Annotated in this window: 14 protein-coding genes; 11 read left to right on the top strand and 3 right to left on the bottom strand. The window is 51.1% G+C overall.

Going from position 1 to position 18,108, the window contains the following annotated elements; all coding sequences use genetic code 11:
* Positions 1-160: 160 nt before the first annotated feature.
* Positions 161-889, bottom strand: coding sequence for a hypothetical protein (locus ACO6V1_RS17245; RefSeq protein ID WP_422446934.1), 729 nt, complete (start codon positions 887-889; stop codon positions 161-163).
* 336 nt (positions 890-1,225) lie between these two features.
* On the opposite strand from ACO6V1_RS17245, the gene ACO6V1_RS17240 reads away from it, so the two are divergent.
* From ACO6V1_RS17240 to plsB, 6 genes are all read left to right on the top strand, one after another.
* Positions 1,226-2,038, top strand: a complete 813-nt coding sequence (locus ACO6V1_RS17240) for a DUF3943 domain-containing protein (protein WP_422446936.1) — start codon at positions 1,226-1,228, stop codon at positions 2,036-2,038.
* 89 nt (positions 2,039-2,127) lie between these two features.
* Positions 2,128-2,760 (top strand): endonuclease III, encoded by a 633-nt coding sequence (nth, locus tag ACO6V1_RS17235; protein ID WP_422446938.1) that lies wholly within the window; start codon positions 2,128-2,130, stop codon positions 2,758-2,760.
* 33 nt (positions 2,761-2,793) lie between these two features.
* Positions 2,794-3,852 (top strand): beta-N-acetylglucosaminidase domain-containing protein, encoded by a 1,059-nt coding sequence (locus ACO6V1_RS17230; RefSeq protein ID WP_422446940.1) that lies wholly within the window; start codon positions 2,794-2,796, stop codon positions 3,850-3,852.
* Between the two features lie 49 nt (positions 3,853-3,901).
* Entirely contained in the window at positions 3,902-5,056 is a 1,155-nt protein-coding gene (gene dapE, locus ACO6V1_RS17225) for a succinyl-diaminopimelate desuccinylase (RefSeq protein WP_422446942.1), read from the top strand.
* 10 nt (positions 5,057-5,066) lie between these two features.
* Positions 5,067-5,483 carry a hypothetical protein gene (locus tag ACO6V1_RS17220; RefSeq protein WP_422446944.1) on the top strand — a complete coding sequence of 139 codons (417 nt, stop codon included), beginning with the start codon at positions 5,067-5,069 and terminating at the stop codon, positions 5,481-5,483.
* A gap of 434 nt (positions 5,484-5,917) precedes the next feature.
* Entirely contained in the window at positions 5,918-8,416 is a 2,499-nt protein-coding gene (gene plsB / locus ACO6V1_RS17215; RefSeq protein WP_422446946.1) for a glycerol-3-phosphate 1-O-acyltransferase PlsB, read from the top strand.
* Between the two features lie 62 nt (positions 8,417-8,478).
* Here the strand turns inward: plsB and ACO6V1_RS17210 are convergent, their stop codons facing one another.
* Positions 8,479-9,258: a class I SAM-dependent methyltransferase gene (locus tag ACO6V1_RS17210; RefSeq protein ID WP_422461536.1), complete on the bottom strand. Its 780-nt coding sequence runs from the start codon at positions 9,256-9,258 to the stop codon at positions 8,479-8,481.
* A 327-nt stretch (positions 9,259-9,585) separates the two neighbouring features.
* On the opposite strand from ACO6V1_RS17210, the gene ACO6V1_RS17205 reads away from it, so the two are divergent.
* A complete protein-coding gene (locus ACO6V1_RS17205) occupies positions 9,586-10,704 on the top strand; it encodes a polyamine ABC transporter substrate-binding protein (protein ID WP_422467792.1) in 1,119 nt (372 codons plus the stop codon).
* Positions 10,705-10,989: 285 nt separating this feature from the next.
* Here the strand turns inward: ACO6V1_RS17205 and ACO6V1_RS17200 are convergent, their stop codons facing one another.
* A complete protein-coding gene (locus ACO6V1_RS17200) occupies positions 10,990-12,270 on the bottom strand; it encodes an NAD(P)/FAD-dependent oxidoreductase (RefSeq protein ID WP_422467790.1) in 1,281 nt (426 codons plus the stop codon).
* A gap of 553 nt (positions 12,271-12,823) precedes the next feature.
* On the opposite strand from ACO6V1_RS17200, the gene ACO6V1_RS17195 reads away from it, so the two are divergent.
* The 4 genes from ACO6V1_RS17195 to ACO6V1_RS17180 all read left to right on the top strand — a co-directional run.
* Complete coding sequence (locus ACO6V1_RS17195; RefSeq protein WP_422467788.1) at positions 12,824-13,825, top strand: substrate-binding domain-containing protein; 1,002 nt, start codon at positions 12,824-12,826, stop codon at positions 13,823-13,825.
* A gap of 175 nt (positions 13,826-14,000) precedes the next feature.
* A complete protein-coding gene (locus ACO6V1_RS17190; protein ID WP_422467786.1) occupies positions 14,001-17,063 on the top strand; it encodes a beta-galactosidase in 3,063 nt (1,020 codons plus the stop codon).
* Positions 17,064-17,235: 172 nt separating this feature from the next.
* The gene (locus tag ACO6V1_RS17185) at positions 17,236-17,757 is read left to right on the top strand and encodes an MFS transporter (protein WP_422467784.1); all 522 of its coding nucleotides are present in this window, start codon (positions 17,236-17,238) and stop codon (positions 17,755-17,757) included.
* A 171-nt stretch (positions 17,758-17,928) separates the two neighbouring features.
* The coding region (locus ACO6V1_RS17180; protein ID WP_422467794.1) for a hypothetical protein at positions 17,929-18,108 on the top strand (180 nt) is incomplete at its 3' end.

Here is an 18,108-nt window from a genome sequence, read left to right as displayed (position 1 = left end):
GAGCCTGTCGGACTTAAGCGTCCGTAGCGAGGATTGAGAGAAATTGAGGATAAAAATTTCTGCTTCTGAGGAGAATAGCGGGGCTATTTGACGAAAAAGCAGGAATTTTTAGACCAATTTATCGCAACCACAGTAGGACAGTCTTAAGTCCGACAGGCTCCTAAAAATCCACATCAAGATGATAGCTGTCAATCAATTGCTGAATTTGATTATCCAGTTTTTTCTGATGATTTATAAAGGCACCCTGCCTATTCTGATGCTCTGTTAACAGGCCATCACTATCAGCATAAAAGGCTTCTGCCCTGGTTAATCCGTTATACAGAGGATGATATTCACGACTTGCCCGTTCAGCAGAAAAATAGAACGCATAGGTTTGCGATACCAGAATCGAGCCTCTATCCATAACCCGGGCGGTGATAACAACTTCTGTATCGGTATCTGAAATCGGGTTTATGGTTCTTGGTCGAATCATTGTCAGGGGTTCCATTTTTAAATGAGCAAGCTGATCTGAATAGACAGAACCAAATTCCTTTATCTCCCACAACTGGTCGATATCCCCTCCCTCAGAGTACACGGTCCCCCTGCCATTCGACCGGGTTCGAACATCAACATCAAGCTCAATCATGTTGAAGGCATTGGTTGGCGCCCTCACGTTTGCACCGGATTTTTTCAATGAAACTGACAGCTGTTTTTCCAGATATCGGGCAACACCTGAAGCGGCATGTTTTTTATCAACATAAACGGAATCTGATCCAAGACGTCCTCTGGCGATGAGGCTTTCGGCAAGCTGGTTGGCAATAACATTCCAATATTGAGTAAATGGAACAGGCTCATATTCCGGTGAGGATACTGCCAGCAACCTGGTTGAAGGAAATAGTCCACCGATCATTAATAAACCTGTAACCACTGACAGGTATAACTGCTTATTAAACACGATACATCCCTATACTGCTTTTTTATTTCAATGTAGCATGTGCAACCTTATTCGTGTTCAGGTTGCCTGAACCACTGCTCTGAACAAAGTCAGAAATCCGGCATGACAAAATAAGAGCCTGATTTATCAGCCCGATAAAACTGGAAATAATGATAAACCTCAATCGATTATTGACAGAATTCGCTATAGAATCCCCCTCTTTTGTCCAGAACAGGGGTAATGACCTGAATGGATAACCCGTTTTTGGGTGGTTTCTGCGCCACCCCCCAGCCATCTCATGAATAAAAGACGATGCTTAACCAGATATTGCCAGTTTTTTTATCTGGCCTGATCATGCTTTCCGGCTTTGTCCAGGCCAACGCCACAGCTCCTGCTGTCCCATCAGTGGCGGAGCCAGACGCTGAGTTCACCCTATCTGAAGAGCGCTCCCCATGGGCAATAACCCTGTTCGATGACAATCCTCAGGAGAATCAGGCACGTCTCTGGTCCCAGACAAAACTCATGTTCGGTCTGGGCGTTGGTGTGATTGGAGCCCTGGCCGTTATGCCGGAGTCCTTTACCAACTGGGATAAGTCTGACATGAAACAGTTCCACAAAAAGTGGTGGGATAATGTCAGTTCAGGCCCGGTGATGGATGAAGATGACTTTTTCCTTAACTACGTAACACACCCTTACTTCGGTGGTGTTTACTACATCGTTGCACGGGAGTCTGGTTACAACCAGTGGAACTCCTTTGTCTACTCCTTCCTGATGTCCACCTTCTACTGGGAGTACGGTATCGAAGCCATCGCTGAAGTGCCTTCCATTCAGGATATTATCGTAACGCCCATTGGTGGCTGGCTATACGGCGAATGGGCTTACCAGAAGAAGCGCTCGATTGTCGACAATGATGGCCTGGTATGGGGCTCTGCCGGCCTGGGCTCCACGGCACTGTTTTTCCTGGATCCGGTCGACAGTATTGACCAGTGGATCAATGGTGACCGTGAACAGCCCGTTATGGAAGACTTTGATATCCGTCTGACATTTGCTCCAACCTTTTATCAGGTAGAGAATCAGGATGAAAACCGGAACTATTTCGGTCTGGTTATGACATTCCGGATCTAACCCTTTCATGATCAGAAACAGGGCATTCCAGCCCTGTTTTGCATTAAAATAAGCACAAACTGATTTTTATACTTTTTACTGGTCAAAGGATGAACAAGGAAAAGCGCACACAGATTTTTACCCGGTTTCGGGACGCTAACCCCAACCCAACGACCGAGCTAAACTACAGTACACCTTTTGAACTGCTTGTCGCGGTGATACTGTCTGCCCAGGCCACCGATGTAGGGGTCAACAAAGCCACCGATAAACTTTACCCGGTTGCCAATACCCCTGAGGCAATACTTGCCCTGGGTGTTGATGGCCTGAAGGAGTACATCAAAACCATCGGGTTATTCAATGCCAAGGCAGAAAACGTTATCAAAACCTGTCAGATGCTGATGGATAAACACAATAGCGTGGTACCCGATAACCGGAAAGATCTTGAAGCACTTCCCGGCGTTGGAAGAAAAACGGCTAACGTCGTTTTAAATACCGCCTTTCATCAGCCCACCATGGCGGTGGACACCCATATTTTCCGGGTATCCAACCGAACAGGCATTGCCCCCGGCAAGGATGTTCTGGAAGTGGAAAAACGGCTGGTCAGGCTGGTTCCCAAAGAGTTTCTGATGGATGCCCACCACTGGCTGATCCTCCATGGCCGTTATGTGTGTAAAGCAAGAAAGCCACAATGTGGTAGCTGCATTATTGAAGACCTTTGTGAATTCAAGCAGAAAACGTCTTAGTCTGACTCACTTTAAACAGGGAAATATCCGCTCATGGCATTCCACTATGGCGTAATAGAAGGGCTGTATGATCAGGAAAACCAGTGGTCCTGGGAGTCCAGGAATGCCTATGCCAGTTTCTGTGCAAGGAAAGGTTTCAATTTCTATATCTACGCACCAAAGAATGATCCTTATCTGCGCGAACAATGGGATCAGCCCTGGCCAGAGCAGGATTTCCACCACCTGAACACACTGGGTTTGTCGCTCAAACAAAACAATGTGCGTTTTGGTATCGGACTCACGCCGTTTAATGTACGGGAACTGAACCAGAAAAGTCGCCAACAGCTGAAACAGAAAATCGCCAGCATCAATCAACTGAATCCACAGATTCTCTGCATTCTCTTTGATGATTTCAGTAACAACATTGATGACCTGGCAAAAACCCAGGCTGACATTGCCGAATTTATCGCCGCAGAAAGCACCGCGACCCAATTTATTGTCGCAGGCACCTACTACTCAAAAGACCCGTTATTGCAGAGAGTCTACGGCACAATGCCCAAAGGCTACTGGTCTGATCTGGGCCAATGCCTGGACCCACAGTTTGATATTTTCTGGACAGGCGACCACGTTATTTCCCTTGGCTACGACCAGTCAGGCTTGCAGGAAATGACGGACCACTTCCAACGCAAACCGTTCCTCTGGGACAACTACCCGGTCAATGATACCGAATGGCTGAAACACCGGCTCAGACTCTATACCTTCACCGGCCGCCCATGGCAAATCAGCGACTGGTGTCGTGGCCATGCCGTCAACCCGATGATCCAGCCCTGGCTATCGATGATATCGCTGGCCACTCTGGCTGACCTATACCAGCAGCAAGACCGGTTTGATGGCCATGCCAGCTTCAGGAAGGCAGTGGTTGATCTTTGCGGTCAAGCGCTGGCATCGGCCATTGAAGACAACCTGCTCTATTTTACCGAAGAAGGCACGTTGAACTTTTCCGATTTCACCCGCAAACGCCTGGAAAACACCTTTTCGGCGTTTCAGTCCGACACAGAGCAGCCTTACGTCCGGGAAATTCTCACATGGTTGCAGTCCGGTGAAAAATGCTAGACTGCATTGCAATTGCTGCCAACTATCCGATTTCTTTCCAGAACAATAAATGACCGATTCCCTGACTATGACCTCCAAAACCCTGCAACTGGCCATGGACCTGATCAGCCGCGCTTCCGTCACTCCTGAAGATGCGGGCTGCCAGGAACTGATGATCAGCCGACTTGAGCCACTGGGCTTCAAGGTTGAGCGACTCCGCTTCGGTGAGGTCGATAATATCTGGCTGCGCAGAGGCGACCAGAGCCCGGTGCTCGCCTTTGCCGGACATACCGATGTGGTGCCCACCGGCCCGAAAGGGAAGTGGGACAACCCTCCGTTTCAGCCAGACATCATCGACGGCATGCTGCACGGCCGTGGAGCCGCCGACATGAAAGGCAGCCTTGCCGCCATGGTCACCGCCTGCGAAGACTTTCTGGCAGAACACGCTGACCATAAAGGGTCCATTGCCTTTCTGATTACCAGCGATGAAGAAGGCCCCGCCAAAAACGGTACGGTAAAAGTGGTTGAGCACCTTGAGGCTCGAAACGAGAAAATCGACTGGTGCCTGATTGGCGAGCCATCCAGCACCAACCAGGTGGGAGATGTGGTGAAAAATGGCCGCCGTGGCTCACTCCATGGCCACCTTACGGTCAAAGGTATTCAAGGACATGTCGCCTATCCTCACCTGGCCAGAAACCCGGTACATCAAGTAGCCCCGGCCATTGCCGATCTGACCGGCGAAGTCTGGGATGAAGGCAATGAATTCTTTCCGCCCACCAGCCTCCAGATCTGGCAAATTCAGGCCGGTACCGGTGCCAGCAATATCATTCCCGGCGAGTGCCAGGTGAATTTCAACTTCCGGTTTTCTTCAGAGGTCACGGCTGAGCAGCTTCAGGAAAGAGTCACCGCGATTCTGGACCATCATCAGCTGGAGTACGATATTGACTGGTACCTGAGCGGTCAGCCGTTTTTAACCCACCCTGGGGCCCTGGTCAATGCCGTTCAGCAAGCGATACGGGACGTTACCGGCATGGAGGTGGAGCTATCAACCTCCGGCGGTACCTCCGATGGTCGTTTCATCGCGCCTACTGGTGCCCAGGTGGTAGAGCTTGGCCCGGTTAATGCCACCATCCATAAAGTGAATGAGTGCGTTAACGCGGAAGATCTTGATACCCTGCAGGAAATCTATACGGGTATACTTAAGCATTTGCTAGCTGAAAAGTGACGTTTCTCCAATGAGCAGTCTTGATCCATCAAAAGCTGACGCAACCGAAGTCGACGACATTGAAGTGTATGCCAGCGGTCTCTCCCTGGAGGCTATTACCGACTGGCTGAACGATACCTTTGATACCGTTGTGACAGTGAACAGCGGCAAAGTGGTGCATGATATGGAAGTCACCCGCCTGGACAACACCATTCCGGTGATGATTGTTGAAAACGCTGTTGGCAAAGCCTGGACCAGCATCTGGTTTAAAACCACGGGCACCCCCTGGCAGGATGACACCCAATGCGCAAGAAGCCTTCAGGCCTATGGTCAATGCCGGGTTCGCTGTAACTCCGGCCCCTGGCAGGAAGGAGCTGATATGGATGAATGGTGGCAACTGGATGAACACGGCCAGGAAAAGCTGATCAAGTGGCCTAACGCTTCATAACCGGAAAGCAGCCTGGGAGCCTGTCCGAGAATAGGCTGCCCTACTGCGGTGGCAGCAAATTGGTCTAAAAATTCCGTTTTGTTCGGCAAATAGCCCCGCTATTCACCTCACAAAACGAAATTTTTATCCTCAATTTACTGCTATCCTCGCTACGGGCGCTATTCTCGGACAGGCTCCTAGCTGCTTTTTCAGGGGAGAAAACAGGATAACCGTCTACTGAGCCATACTATCAAACGGAGAGTGGTTCCTGACACCGAAGCTCCGTAACTTTTGCGCAACACCACGTAATCAGGCTAGAATGCCCGATTAACTCATCAGCGACTTGAGAGCTACCATTGAATCTCAAGCCATGAGGCCTGTACCGGTTTACCGGTACCAGTCTTCTGACGTTTCTTATCTCCTTTACTGACGGATGCAGGCCAAGAGCCAGTTCCATGCTGAAGCCCATTACCCTGAATCGCTATGTTTTTCATAGCCTGAGAAAACTCCTCTCCACGTGGGTGCGTACCACGGTTGAAAACAACAACCCTGAAGCTTTGCACCTGCAGACCGGAAAACCGGTGGTCTATGTTATGCACCAGCGCTCCCTGACGGACCTGATGGTGCTGGAAGGTGAGTGCATAAAAGCAGGTCTGCCCCGCCCTTACAACCCCATTGTCGCTGACCAGCCACAGAGCAAAGCGCATTTTTTTCTTAGCCAGCACGAAGGCCTGATTCTCCAGAGAGAACGGCCAGAGCCCCCGGAACTGCTGGAAGCGCTGGTCAGGCAGGTTGAAGCAAAGCATCAGGATGTCCAGCTCGTTCCCGTTACCATTATCTGGGGACGCTCACCGGAAAAAGAACAGTCCGCCTTTAAACTGCTGTTTGACTGGAACTTCAGCCTTGGCGGACGTTTCCGGAAGTTTCTGGCAACCCTGCTGCACGGCCGACAGACCATGGTGTCTTTCAGCCCTGCCTTATCACTGCAGGAAATCATGGGTGACAGTAACAACCATGCCCGCAGTGTGCGCAAGGTCAACCGGATTCTCCGGGTGCATTTCCGCCAGAAAAAAGCATCGGTTCTGGGGCCGGATCTCTCCCACCGTCGTATGCTGGTCAACAGCCTGATTCATACGCCCAGGATTCAGAAAGCCATTGCAGCAGAAGCTGCGGCTCAGGAAATCACTCTGGTAGAAGCCGAAGCAAAAGCCCGGAAGTATGCCAATGAAATCGCTTCTGACTTCTCCATGCCCGTGATCCGCTTCCTGGATATTATCCTGACCTGGTTCTGGAACAAGCTATACAGCGGCGTAAAAATCAATCATGTCGAGCCCCTGAAGGCGCTGGCACATAGCCATACGATTGTTTATGTGCCCTGCCATCGAAGCCATATCGATTACCTGCTACTGTCGTACGTTCTGTACTATGAAGGTCTGCCACCGCCCCATATTGCTGCGGGCATTAACCTGAATATGCCGTTGGTTGGCACCATTCTGCGCAAGGGCGGTGCCTTTTTCATGCGCAGAACGTTCCGTGGCAACCCGCTTTACAGCATGGTCTTCCATGAATACATGTACACACTGACCAGTAAAGGCTTTGCTACCGAGTATTTCATTGAAGGCGGCCGCTCAAGAACCGGCCGCACCCTGACACCAAAAACCGGCATGCTCTCCATTACCGTCCGCAGTTTCCTGCGTGACCATCGCAAGCCGCTGGCGTTTGTTCCGGTCTATATCGGTTATGAAAAACTGTTGGAAATGGCCAGCTACCTGGGCGAACTCCGGGGTAAAGCCAAGAAAAGTGAGTCACCTCTGGATATAGTTCGCACACTGGCGGCCCTGAGAAATGAGTTTGGCAAGGCGTGGATCACTTTTGGGGAACCACTGGACCTGGGCTCCTTCCTGAATTCACAGGTACCCAACTGGAAAGAAAGCTCAGGTGCCAATGACAAACCGGCATGGCTGGAAAAAACCACCTCAAACCTGGGCGATACGCTGGCTGGCAGAATCAATGCGGCAGCGGTCATCAATCCGGTCAACCTGGTCGCCATTGCCCTGCTTTCCTCACCCAGGCATGCACTGGGTGAAGAGGAGCTGATTCGCCAGCTGGATGGCTATACACGTCTACTGTCCATGGTTCCCTACAGTGACCGGACAGCAATGACCGATCTGGATGCCCGCAGCATGATTCACTATGTGGAAAACCTGCAGCTGATCCAGAGAAAGACCGATGCGCTGGGCGATATCATCAGCATGGATGAGAAAACAGCCATTGCCATGACCTATTATCGCAACAATGTGCTGCATATTTTTGCCATCCCGTCCCTGATCAGCTGTTTCTTTGTGAACTGTGCCAGCATCACCAGAAAAGAGATTCTGCGCATCAGTGCGGTTCTCTACCCTTACCTGCAGGCAGAACTGTTCCTGCAATGGACGCAACACGAAGCGCTGGCCGTGGTGCAAAAATGGCTGGATTGTCTGGTTGCAGAAGGACTGATTACCCATGGTCAGGATGATGATGGCGAAGCGTGTTATTTCCAGCCGGACCCTGCCACCGCCGAATACATCATGTTGAATGTTTTCTCACGCTCCATTGTCCAGACACTGGAACGCTTCTATATGGTGATCAGCCTGCTCCTGCGCAATGGCAGTGGCAATATTGAAGCAGAAGCCCTGGAACATCAGAGTGGGGTGCTGGCACAGCGCCTGTCGATCATTCATGGTCTTAATGCGCCGGAGTTTTTTGATAAATCACTGTTCCGTGGCTTTATTGCCCAGATGCGCTATCACGGTGTATTGGAGATCACGCAAACCAATAAACTGGTGTTTGGCGATGATATTCAGAAAGTGGCTGATCAGGCGCACACCCTGTTAACCACTGAAATACGACACAGTATCAACCAGACCAGTCGATACGGAGTCAGTAACGGTCCGGGGGAAAAATCCACACCCTGAACAGCGGGTAAAACGCACGATAACCGTGGTCACACCATGACCACGGTTATCATTAGATCTGATTACCCGGAAAATGCCTTCAGGGCATAGATATCATAGCGGCAGGCTTTCCCTTCCAGCCGGTAGGTGGGAGCCTGGCCATTAAGATCCGGTGCCAGCCTTGGCCTTTTCACAACAACGCGATACCGTGCAAGATCCAGTGCCGGTTGCAGCAACTGATCCGCATCCGGATCATCCCCCAGCAGATCCTGAAACAGCCGCATCTCTTTTTTGACCAAGGCCGACTTTTCCCGATGAGGAAACATCGGATCCAGATAAACAACATCGTACTTATTGTCCGATGCCTGCATCAGCTCAATGGCATTACCGGGCAAAAGCGACATCTGTTGTGCAATGGGCGCAACATCACTATCGCCGAGTGCCCGGCGCAAACCATCTGCCAAAAGGGCTGCCACCACCGGTGACCGTTCAATCAGGGTGACATTGCACCCCAGGCTGCCCAGCACAAACGCATCCCGACCCAATCCACCGGTTGCATCGAGCACCGATGGTTTGACGCCTTTATTCAGACCCACGGCCTTGGCGATATCCTGCCCTTTGCCACCACCAAACTTGCGTCGATGCCCTGCCTTGCCACCGACAAAATCAACGACAATCGGCTTCTCTTTCGATCCCGCACGCTGAACCGCCAGCGCTCCGGATGCATCAAAAGCCACCAGAGCGCCTTCATCAACGTCTTGAAGACGGTGACTAAAGCCGGTATTCAGCTGTGCGGCAAGGCCTTCAAGCAAAGCCTGAATGGCAGGGTGATCAGAAGCAAGAAGAAATAGCGGGGTAGACATCTGTGCAAAAGAAATAAGCCATGGGGTGGCAGAATCTAACACCTCCAGAGCAGCCGTTGCAATCTATGCACATCAGCGATATGTTCCGGGAGCCTGTGCAGGTTCACTCAGTCATAGGTTTTTACCGCTATTTCATACAGCAACGATGGATTTCCCATAACCTTGTTGCTATCTTCCGCAGCTTCATTTTCATCAACCTGATGACTGGGGGTGTAGCGACTCCGTTGAGTCACTACTGATTATTGAAAAAATGCCATCGAAGAGTAACTGGCTCCAACTGACCGGAGTACCAGGAAGCTCACCCATGGCTTGCTGTAAGGATTCACCATGATCAGACATCTGGGGAAATCTGTATCCACTCTTGTAATCGCTGCTTCTCTCACCATAGCGCCTGCATTTGCCACAACGGCCAATGAAGGACAGAGAACGCTTAATATCTACAACTGGTCGGATTATATCGCCGAAGACACCATAGCCAACTTTGAAAAAGAGACTGGTATCAAGGTTCATTACGATGTCTTTGACAGCAATGAAGTCCTGGAAGCCAAATTGCTTTCAGGAAAAACCGGCTATGACATCGTCGCACCATCAGCAGACTTTCTGCTTCACCAGATCAAAGCCGGGGTATACCAGCCGCTGGATAAAGAAAAGCTGCCCAACTGGAAGCACCTGGACGCTGAGTTGATGATCTTGATGGAAACCTACGACCCGGATAACCGGTACTCGTTTCCCTATCTGTGGGGCACCACGGGCATCGGTTATAACCCGGAGCGGGTGAAAGCGCAGTTGGGGAAAGATGCTCCCATCAACAGCTGGAGCCTGATCTTTGATGAAAAGTATATCAGCAAGCTCAGTCAGTGTGGTGTTGCGTTCCTGAATGCACCAACCGATGTGATTCCAGCGGCACTGAGTTATCTGGGACTTGACCCGAACTCGACCAACAGAGCGGATTACGCCAAAGCCGAAGCACTGCTGATGAAAGTTCGTCCCTACGTCACTTACTTTCACTCTTCCCGCTCAATTTCCGACCTGGCCAATGGTGATATCTGTGTCGCCATGGGCTGGTCCGGGGATATTTTGCAGGCAGCAGACCGTGCTGATGAAGCGGACAATGGTGTAACCGTAAAGTATATGATCCCTGATGAGGGTGCTGGCCTGTGGTTTGATGCCGTAGCTATCCCCAAGGATGCCAGAAACCCTGAAGAGGCCCATATCTTTCTGAACTACCTGCTGCGTCCCGATGTGATCGCCAACATCACTGACTATGTGGCTTATGCCAACCCGAATAAATCCGCCACAACATTAGTGGACGACGATATTCGTGAGAACCCTGGCATCTATCCAACCGCTGAGGCAAAAAAACGGTTATTTGTCTTTAAGGTTCTGCCTTCCAGAATTAACCGTCAGGTTAACCGCCTGTTTACCAAACTGACATCCGGTCAATAAAAGCGGCAAGGGCAAGAAAGAGTCTACTCTTCCTTGCCCTTGACATATCACAGCATCGATATGATGGATCGGAACACGGACCCGGAGAGGCCAGCATAGTCCGTTAGAAAGAAGCCAAAGCCCCAGTTAATAATTGCAGTCACGGAAGACCTCCTGTTTATGAAAACAAAAACATGAAAACGTGGTGTCGCCCGCTAGTAGACAAAGGAACATCCATTTTGTTCACTTCATCATCAAAATTATTTCACATCAGCCAACCAAAAAACGCTGACTGACGTAAATCCATCAGCCTCCCAGAGAATCTTCAAGCTCTGCTTTCCAGATGGCCATGGCCAATGCCGGTACACGAAGGACTTTTGGCGTTGGTATCCACTTGTGGCGAATACGGGAAAACACATCAAATCGCTCAGACATCCCCGCCATTGCTTCCGCAACCACCCGCCCGGCAATATTGGTCAGTGCTACACCATGCCCCGTATAGCCGTGTGCCGTGTAAATATCATTTCCAAGATGCTCAATATGCGGCATATATTCCCGGGTAACCGCAAACAAACCACCCCAGTGATACTCCATTTTCACATCATCAAGCTGTGGAAAGACCTTCAGCATCCGCTGACGCAGGCGCTCTTTGGAGTCACTGTATTCGCCATTGAACGGATGATTAACGCCACCAAACAGAATTCGGCCATCGGCAGTAGGACGGAAATAGTCAAGACTGTTGTTTAAGTCAGACATGGCCATTTTGTTGCTAATAGGCTGTCGTTTACCCAACGGTTCGGTAACGGCAATATACGAGGCCACCGGCAATACTTTGCTTTCCGCTTTCCGGTTAAGACCGTCGATGTAAGCGTTACAGGCCAGCAGAACCTGCTTCGCCTTGACACTGCCCTGCTCCGTCAGTATCTGGTTTGGACTGCCTTTGACCAGTTTGATCGCCTTGCTCTGCTCGAATACGCGAGTGCCCAGCTCAATCGCTGCGCGGGCCAGGCCCAGGGTGTAGTTGAGGGGGTGCATGTGGCCACTGTTGGTATCGAACAGTCCACCGAGGTACTTCTCGGTTGAGGTCACTTTCCGGATTTTGTCCCGGTCCCACCAGGTAACGCTGGGGTAGTTATAACGGGTCTGCTTCAGCTCCAGCCAGGACTTCAGCTCTTTTACCTGACCTGGCTTGATGGCCAATTCGATATAGTTCTGCTGGAAATCACAGTCGATATTGAACTCACGGATACGATCACGAACGATATCCAGCGACTCACAGGAGAGATCCCACAGCTGTTTTCCCCACTGCGGACCAAAGGTTTCATCCACCTCACGCAGCCCCAGACAGTAGCCCGCCAGACACTGTCCACCATTGCGCCCGGAAGCGGCCCAGGAAATACGACCAGATTCCAGCAGCACCACATCAAAGCCCCGCTTGCGCAGTTCAATGGCCGCATTAAATCCGGTCATGCCACCACCGATGATGCACACATCCGCGGTGATATCTCCACTCAGCACCGGCTGAAGTTCCAGTGAATGCCCGGTGACCTGATAATAGGAATCGATATATTCGCCAGCTTGGCTCATTCCAGTTGCCCACTCATTGTCAAAAAACTGAACGTCAATAAGTAGTTAACCAAATGAAATCATATATTTCTGACTAAGTTGTCAATCACTCTGCGGCGTTGCAACTCCGGTCACATAGCTACTGCTATGCTCCCTACGTTGCGCCTTGCATAGTAACTGCCCACTTAGCCAGAAATATACGATTCCATTTGGCCAACTACTTAACGCAGAGCCCTGAGCGATGCAAACCAACCATTACACACTCATCGTCAGTCTCTGATTATGGCAGTATGGCTTGATCACCATAAGCGGCGTGGATTATCAGGCGGATATACGATGCTGGCAATAAGTACCCGACTGCATAAAACGGTAATTATCCTACGCATGGAACGAGACACACCAGGAGGCTGACCGAGAATAGCGCCCGTAGCAAGGATGGCAATACCTCCCGGAAACTGCGCTTGTCCCTCCCATAACCGAACCCGGATATACGTGACCTTAATTTCCACTTCCCACCCCCCGGCCTCTGCCGCTACGATATCGTCAGCCAAAGTCATAAACACATGAATTATTTATGGTTTCAATCAAAGATGTCGCCAGGGAAGCTAATGTTTCTACGGCAACCGTTTCACGGGTAATCAATCGCTCCCCCAACACCAGTAACGAAGTGGTGCAACGGGTCTGGCAAACCATTCGGAAGCTGGGTTATCGTCCGGTGATTGGACGACAGTCGGCAACCACTATCGGTGCGGTGGTGTCTGATGTTTCAGAACCCTTTTTTGGCCAGATGTTGAAAGGCATTGATCAGGTTGCCAGAAACCACAACAAACAGCTGCTGATCCACAATGGCCACTACAGCGAACCAACCGAGCATCAGGCCATTGAGCGACTGATCGGTCACTGCGAGTCGGCCATTGTGCACAGCAAATGGTTGTCCGATGAAACACTGATAGACTTTGCCAGCCAAATCCCCGGTTTAGTGCTGATTAATCGTTACATTGAACCCATTGCTGAGCGCTGCATCGCCCTGGACAATGTTCAGGGAGGCTACATTGCTACCCGACACCTGCTGAATAAAGGTCATCAACAGATTGGCTATTTATGTTCAGACCAATTTATCGATGACGCGCAAGATCGTCTTAAAGGCCACCACAAAGCCATGGCAGAAGCGGGTATTCCTGTTGATGAACGTTATATTGCCGCCTGCCCACCCACCGAAGATGGCGGACGACTGGGGGTTTATGACTTACTGGCAAAAGGCTTACCACTGACAGCCATCATCACCTACAACGATATCATGGCCGCTGGCGTGCTGTTTGGCCTGCAGGAAAACGGCCTGCATTGTCCGCAGGATATTTCTGTCGTTGGCTATGATGATCTGGTCATTGCACGTTATCTGCACCCGAAACTGTCCACTGTTCGTTACCCCATTGCCGTTATGGCTGAACAGGCGGCACGACTGGCCATCAGCCTGAGCGATAAAAACAGGGCAAAGGTAACAGGCCAGATAATGATGCCGACTTTTGTTGAACGCAGCAGTGTGCAAGCACTAAACCGGTATCAACAAACAGGCTGACACCAGAAAATGTAACAGTTACATAAGTTTGAGCTGGATCAACACTTTTTCCCGCCTTCACAGATAAGATACATCATGTTGAAGTATGAAAATTCTGGATAACTGTCGTCAATAATCTCACCATCAGGTGAAATGATCTGTGACTCCAGAGACAGGAAAATGATTTAGCCAACCTATGAGTAAATTCATGCAGCGCGACTGGGAAAGCCCACAAATCACCGCACGCAGCCGACTGGCAAGCCATACCCCTATGAGCAGCTGGCGCAGTGAGCCACAAGCTCTGGCAGACCATGCAAGTGATTCGGTATTAAGTCTGGATGGCCAGTGGGCTTTTGCACTGTATGACTCTCCGGAACAAGTCCCTGAAACATTTTCAAGGGAGGGATCTGACCCGACACAGACCATTACCGTTCCCGGTAACTGGCAGCTACAGGGCTTCGATAAGCCCATCTATACCAACGTCAAGTATCCGTTCCCCTGCAACCCGCCCCGGGTGCCTGTGACGAACCCGACTGGCTGCTACTCCACCACATTCACCCTGCCTGAGCAGTGGCAGGAAGATAGCCAGACCCGAGTGATCTTTGATGGCGTAAACAGTGCCTTCTATCTCTGGTGTAACGGCAAGTCCGTGGGCTATTCACAGGACAGCCGACTGGCCGCCGAGTTCGATTTGACACCATACCTTCAGGCCGGAGAGAACCGGTTATGCGCAATGGTTATCCGCTGGTCCGATGGCAGCTACCTGGAAGATCAGGATATGTGGTGGCTAAGCGGCATTTATCGTTCAGTCCGCTTGCTCAATAAGCCACACCAGCGTCTGGTGGATATTCGCGTCACACCGGATCTTGATGACCGCTACGAACACGGCAAACTCACCATTGTTGCCGATACCATGAATGCCGATGAACTGGCCATTCGGGCGACGCTGTATTTGGCTAACGACGTCATTGCCACCACCACATCCGCCATTGGTACCGCACCGATGGACGAAAAAGGCGGGTATAACGATCGCACCTGTCTGCAACTGGATATCAACCATCCGCAAAAGTGGAGCGCAGAGGCACCCAACCTTTATCGCGTTGTGGTCACGCTGACGGATCCGCAATCAAACAGCGATATTGAAAGCGAAGCCTACGACGTTGGATTCCGTAAGGTAGAAATCAAAGATGGCCTGCTGCAATTAAACGGACAGCCATTAATGATTCGTGGTGTGAACAAGCACGAGCACAACCCGGCGACCGGTCATTTTGAAACGGTAGACGATGTTCGTGAACACCTGATACTGATGAAACAGCATAATTTCAATGCTGTGCGCTGTTCTCACTACCCGCACCAACCGGCATTCTATCAGCTGTGTGACCGCCTGGGCCTCTATGTGGTTGACGAAGCCAATATTGAAACCCACGGCATGACCCCCATGCGCAAACTGGCCGACGACCCGATATGGGCCAATGCGTTCCTGGAGCGGATGATGCGCATGGTGGCGCGGGACTTTAACCACCCATCCATCATCATCTGGTCACTGGGTAATGAATCAGGCTACGGTGCCGCCCATGATGCCATGTACCAATGGACCAAACGGACCGACCCGTCTCGCCCGATACAGTATGAAGGTGGTTGTTCCGATACCCCCGCAACAGACATCATCTGCCCAATGTATGGTCGTACTGATGAGGATCAGCCACAGCAGTTCCTGGGCAAAAACAAATGGGCATTGACCAAGTGGGTCGGCATGCCCAACGAAACCCGGCCAATTATCCTGTGTGAATATGCCCATGCCATGGGCAACAGTCTGGGCGGTTTTGCCGAGTATTGGGATGCGTTCAGAAAGCACCCCCGCCTGCAAGGTGGTTTCATCTGGGACTGGGTGGACCAGGGACTGGACAAGTTCGACGACAATGGTCAGCATTTCTGGGCATACGGCGGTGATTTTGGTGACAAGATCAACGATCGCCAGTTTTGCATCAATGGGCTGGTATTCCCGGATAAAACACCGCACCCGGCACTGTTTGAAGCCAAAAGAGCACAGCAGCCGTTTACTTTCGAATTAGTGGCAACCCGACCACTCACCGTGAAAGTCACCAGCGAAGCCTGCTTCTGCGCCACCGACAACCATCAACTGGTGTGGCAGCTAATGGCGGGCGAAGAAGCTCTGGTTGCTGGCGAAGTCACGCTGAATATTGCGCCCCACTCCTCAGAACTGCTGGTACTGTCTGAGCAGTCACTGACCATCAGCGGCAAACTGCCACGACTGGATCTCTCTATTATCCAGCCTGAAGCAACCGACTGGTCCGAAGCCGGCCACGAAGTCGCACGCCAACAGTTTATGTTAACGGGATCGCTGACCCATCAAGCGGTTACTCCTCGCTTGCCAACCTCTGCGGTCATCAATGAGGCCGACAGCAGCTTTATCGTCAATGCGGCAGAAAACAGCTGGACGATTGATCGTAACATTGGCCAGCTGGTGAGCTGGGTAAAAGACGGTAAAGAACAACTGCTTACCCCGTTGGCAGACAATTTCTACCGGGCACCGTTGGACAACGATATTGGTGTCAGCGAAGTTGACCGTCCGGACCCTAATGCCTGGATGCCACGCTGGGAGCGGGCCGGATTAAACAACCTGCAACACCGCTGCCTGCTGGTTGAATGTGATGCCAAGAAAGGGCTGGTTCTGTCTCACCATGGCTATTTCCACCCGGAACAACCGGAAAAAGAGATTCTGCGCAGCGTATGGACCTATCATTTTGCCGCCAACGGCAGTGCCCGTATCGATATTGAGGTCACTGTTGATGGTGATATGCCGCCTATGCCCCGCATCGGTGCCTGCCTGAGACTGAAGGAACAACCGGCACAAGTGAACTGGTTTGGCCGTGGGCCCCACGAAAACTATCCGGACCGCAAGTTAAGCGCGGATATCGGACACTGGGAGCAGTCCCTCAAGGCCATGCACACGCCTTACATTTTCCCAAGCGACAATGGTCTGCGGTGCGATACCCAGGCGCTGATGCTGGGCGATATCCGGGTAACAGGACAGTTCCATTTCAGTGTCAGCCCATACGGCCAGGCACAATTGGCAAGGGCAACACATACCCACGAGCTTCAGGAAGAAGAAGGCATTTTTGTCTATCTGGATGGCTTCCACATGGGTATTGGTGGTGATGATTCCTGGACGCCGAGCGTTCGCCCTGAGTACCTGTTGACTCAACCGATGTACCAGTGGTCGTTCGAACTGTCGTGATCACACGTTCATAACCCTGAATCCACAGTGATACGGGGTTATGACCAGCAAGCTTTGAAACACCCTGAGACGGTTAATGGTTCAGAATTAACCATCTGCCGGGATTCACTACATTTTATTGCTGCTGCTAAACAGGGGGGTTAACGATTCATTCAATGGAGGGTTAATTCAGATGCAATTCTCAGGTATCTTCCTGTTCCCCTGGATTGCTAAAGTAGTCAATCGTCGTTTGATGTGGCCCCTGGCCTGCGGCTTTCCGATTCTGTGCAGCTCCGTACTCTACTTTTCCAGCGTGATTGCCCCGGAAAGCGCCATTCTGGTAGGTCTGGCCGGTGCTGCTCTGAAATTTGGCAACGGTCTGTTCAATGGTCTCTCTACGGTTATTCTGGCTGATCTGGTGGACTACGGCGAAGCCAAAACCGGCTTGCGCAGCGAGAGCATTATCTTTTCAGTGCAAACCATGCTGGTGAAATGTGCCGGTGCCATGGCAGGTTTCCTGATTGGTTTTGGTCTGACGTTTATCGGCTATGTGCCCAACGTTGTTCAGACACCGGAAACCATTGTCGGACTGAAAGTACTGATGATCCTGATTCCCGCAGTACTGATTGCCCTGAGCGCCATCATCTATAAAAAGACTTATCGTCTGGATGCCCGCCTCAGCAAGGATGAAAGTGCTGTAGCTGCTAGTGTCTGAAGACCGGTAGTTCACAAATAACCTGTTTTTGTGCCCCCCTTATGTGGGGGTATTTTTGTTGAATAGTCAGAACCATTTCTTACGAGCACATTGTGATGAGCAAACCGTTAATTCACCTTTTCACAGACACCACCAGCCTGGTGATCAAGGCAGGCACATCCCTTCCGGGGTATTACTGCGCTGTTTGGTCATATGGGGGTAGAGCTGGACCCGGCCAGTGCTTCAGAGGAAGAGAAGCGCTCCTTTGCCAAATACATTGCCCTGCACAAGTCCTTAAGACACCTGTTGCATACCGGTGATCATTTCCGCTGCGACACCGCCCATAAAGCGTCACAGGGCTGGGGAGTTGTT

This window comes from Endozoicomonas sp. ALC013 (assembly GCF_049310205.1).
Taxonomy (GTDB): domain Bacteria; phylum Pseudomonadota; class Gammaproteobacteria; order Pseudomonadales; family Endozoicomonadaceae; genus Endozoicomonas.
Note: the sequence above shows the minus strand (reverse complement) of the source record. Positions and strands in the feature narration are given on the sequence as shown.